This window comes from Neisseria sp. HMSC074B07 (assembly GCF_001810355.1).
Lineage (GTDB): Bacteria > Pseudomonadota > Gammaproteobacteria > Burkholderiales > Neisseriaceae > Neisseria.
Genome location: NZ_KV800976.1, coordinates 1 through 1,980 on the forward strand (window position 1 = coordinate 1; position 1,980 = coordinate 1,980).

Below are 1,980 nucleotides of genomic sequence, written 5' to 3' on the forward strand. Positions count from 1 at the left end.
TCGTCCGCGCCGAAATCAAAAAGCCCGCCGGCAACACCGAGATCTGGACATACGCCTACGACCCGTTCGGCAGAAGGCTTTCCAAAGAACGCCAAGACAAACTCGCCTGGACGAGTACCGACCCGAAACGCACCCACTTCGTCTGGGACGGCACGCGATTACTTCAGGAGTACACCTACAAAGGCAGCTACACCTATATCTACACCGACCAAGACAGCTACGAACCGCTGGCGCAAGTCTTTGACAACGCCAAAGACGGCAAACAATACCTCGCCTATTTCCACAACGACCAAATCGGCATCCCGCGCGAGATGACCGACATCCACGGCAATCTCTTATGGTACGGCGAATACACCGCCTGGGGTCGTCTGAAAAAGGACGAATGCGTCTATCGGAACGCGCATCAGCCGTTCAGATTACAGAACCAGTATTACGATAGGGAAACGGGGTTGCACTATAACTATTTCCGCTATTACGAACCTGAAACCGGTAGGTTTATCAGTCAGGACCCGATTGGGTTAGAAGGGGGAAATAATCTTTACTTATTTGCAGTAAATACATTTAGATGGGTTGATTGGTTAGGATTGAAAGCCTGCCCAGAACGATACCGCAGATATAAGCATTTTAGAAATTTGGGTTATAACCCTAAGGATGCAACTGAGTTATCTCGAAATTCAACATATTTTCATTATACAAGTGAAAAAGGATTATCTGGAATCTTAGAGAGTAATCAAATTCTTCCTTCTCTTAAAGCTAATAATCCTAAAGATGCTAGATATGGAGATGGACAGTATCTCTCAAATATTTTACCTGGGACAAGCACTAATGCTAGTTTATCTCGTTCTTTTGTTGGTATGCCATTCCAAGGGAATAGATTTGAGAGATTTGTTGCTATTGATACGAGAGGTTTAAATGTTGTAGAAGGTAGGAAAAATGTTTTTGTAATTCCAAACAATCGACCATTGGATATAAGTGGAAGAATTATTGGATACGGAAGGAATTAAAATGTTTTATATGAGAACGTTATGGTTTCATGATAACAATGATGACCCATCTATAATTTATAGTGAATTGGATGGAAATAGATATGAGGTAAGAAAAATAGAATTTTTTAAATCTGGCAACCACTTATATGCTTCCCAAGAAAAGGAAACAGAATCATGTTTTTTAGGAGAATTGCCAATACCAAAAATAGAAGAAATTAATAAAGATAAGCAATTTTGGGCAGTTGAAATTTCAAAAGGAGAATTTGATAATGCGTGGGAGAAAGTAATACATAGCAAATCGTGACCTAAATAAATCTTCAAATCAATGGTTGTATGTGTTGTATATTAAAGCGCATATAATTAATTTCAAAATGAAATTCCTTTCCAATGCTAACCTTTAAACAATTAGTTGCGAAGAAGAAAAGGGATTGGAAGGCAATGCAATTTATGAAGATATTTATGAAGATATTATAGAATCATCAAGAAAATCTAGAGAATCAGTAAATAAAAAGTTGCTGGATGGTGTCGATTGTGCCAAATTACTTGCAGAGTTAGGGGTATAATTATGGAAGCATTAAAAATTAATAAATCCCTATGGTCTCTTCCATTAGATTTTTCTTTTGATAGTAGTGAAATCAATGAATTAATAAAGGTAATGGATATTGAATTACAAGAAGTGATTATAAGTCCTAATGCTGATATGTGGTATTTTTTATTTATGAAAGAAGAATTTATTTTAGTTAGTGATGTAGATGACGGCTTAGATATTCGATTTTTCAAAAAAGAAAATGAAGATTTAGCTAAAAAATTTATTAATAAAATTACTTCTATTGTATCCTTTAAATAAAATAAAGCAATCCGTAGCCTGCATAAATTTCCAAATTCACAGGTAGGGTGCGTGCCTCAAGTACGCACGTGGTTTTTTCGGTTTATTAGACGGTCTCAGTACCCTTTTTGCGCTACGACTACGACGGCTACGGCGATTTGACCGCCG

Annotated in this window: 4 protein-coding genes; all 4 read left to right on the forward strand. The window is 37.5% G+C overall.

Annotated features, from left to right (window positions below; all coding sequences use genetic code 11):
• A partial coding sequence (locus HMPREF2726_RS14505; protein ID WP_210399702.1) for an HYD1 signature containing ADP-ribosyltransferase family protein occupies positions 1-1,004 on the forward strand: 1,004 nt, incomplete at its 5' end.
• A 1-nt stretch (position 1,005) separates the two neighbouring features.
• Positions 1,006-1,290: a DUF6881 domain-containing protein gene (locus HMPREF2726_RS10730; RefSeq protein ID WP_009311281.1), complete on the forward strand. Its 285-nt coding sequence runs from the start codon at positions 1,006-1,008 to the stop codon at positions 1,288-1,290.
• Positions 1,291-1,414: 124 nt separating this feature from the next.
• A complete protein-coding gene (locus tag HMPREF2726_RS14830) occupies positions 1,415-1,549 on the forward strand; it encodes a hypothetical protein (RefSeq protein WP_283118870.1) in 135 nt (44 codons plus the stop codon).
• A gap of 2 nt (positions 1,550-1,551) precedes the next feature.
• Positions 1,552-1,833, forward strand: a complete 282-nt coding sequence (locus HMPREF2726_RS10735; RefSeq protein ID WP_009311280.1) for a hypothetical protein — start codon at positions 1,552-1,554, stop codon at positions 1,831-1,833.
• Positions 1,834-1,980 lie beyond the last annotated feature (147 nt).

What these genes read in the sequence shown, in the direction of transcription:
- HMPREF2726_RS10735 (WP_009311280.1), top strand. Translation starts at nt 1,552, where the DNA reads ATGGAAGCATTAAAAATTAATAAATCCCTATGGTCTCTTCCATTAGAT.
- HMPREF2726_RS10730 (WP_009311281.1), top strand. Translation starts at nt 1,006, where the DNA reads ATGTTTTATATGAGAACGTTATGGTTTCATGATAACAATGATGACCCA.